Origin of the sequence: Pseudoduganella buxea (assembly GCF_009720835.1) — a bacterium.
GTDB lineage: Bacteria > Pseudomonadota > Gammaproteobacteria > Burkholderiales > Burkholderiaceae_D > Rugamonas > Rugamonas buxea.
This window is the reverse complement of sequence record NZ_WNKZ01000308.1, coordinates 1-262: the sequence shown is the minus strand read 5'-3', so window position 1 is coordinate 262 and position 262 is coordinate 1. Positions and strand designations below refer to the sequence as shown.

The 262-nt window shown below is 51.9% G+C and carries 1 rRNA gene; it reads left to right on the top strand.

Annotated elements, in window-relative coordinates:
- Positions 1 to 262, top strand: a 16S ribosomal RNA gene (locus GM672_RS28045); the annotation flags it as partial.

Sequence of the window (262 nt, the reverse complement as noted above, 5' to 3'; positions counted from 1 at the left end):
TGGGGAGTACGGTCGCAAGATTAAAACTCAAAGGAATTGACGGGGACCCGCACAAGCGGTGGATGATGTGGATTAATTCGATGCAACGCGAAAAACCTTACCTACCCTTGACATGGCAGGAATCCCGGAGAGATTTGGGAGTGCTCGAAAGAGAACCTGCACACAGGTGCTGCATGGCTGTCGTCAGCTCGTGTCGTGAGATGTTGGGTTAAGTCCCGCAACGAGCGCAACCCTTGTCATTAGTTGCTACGAAAGAGCACTC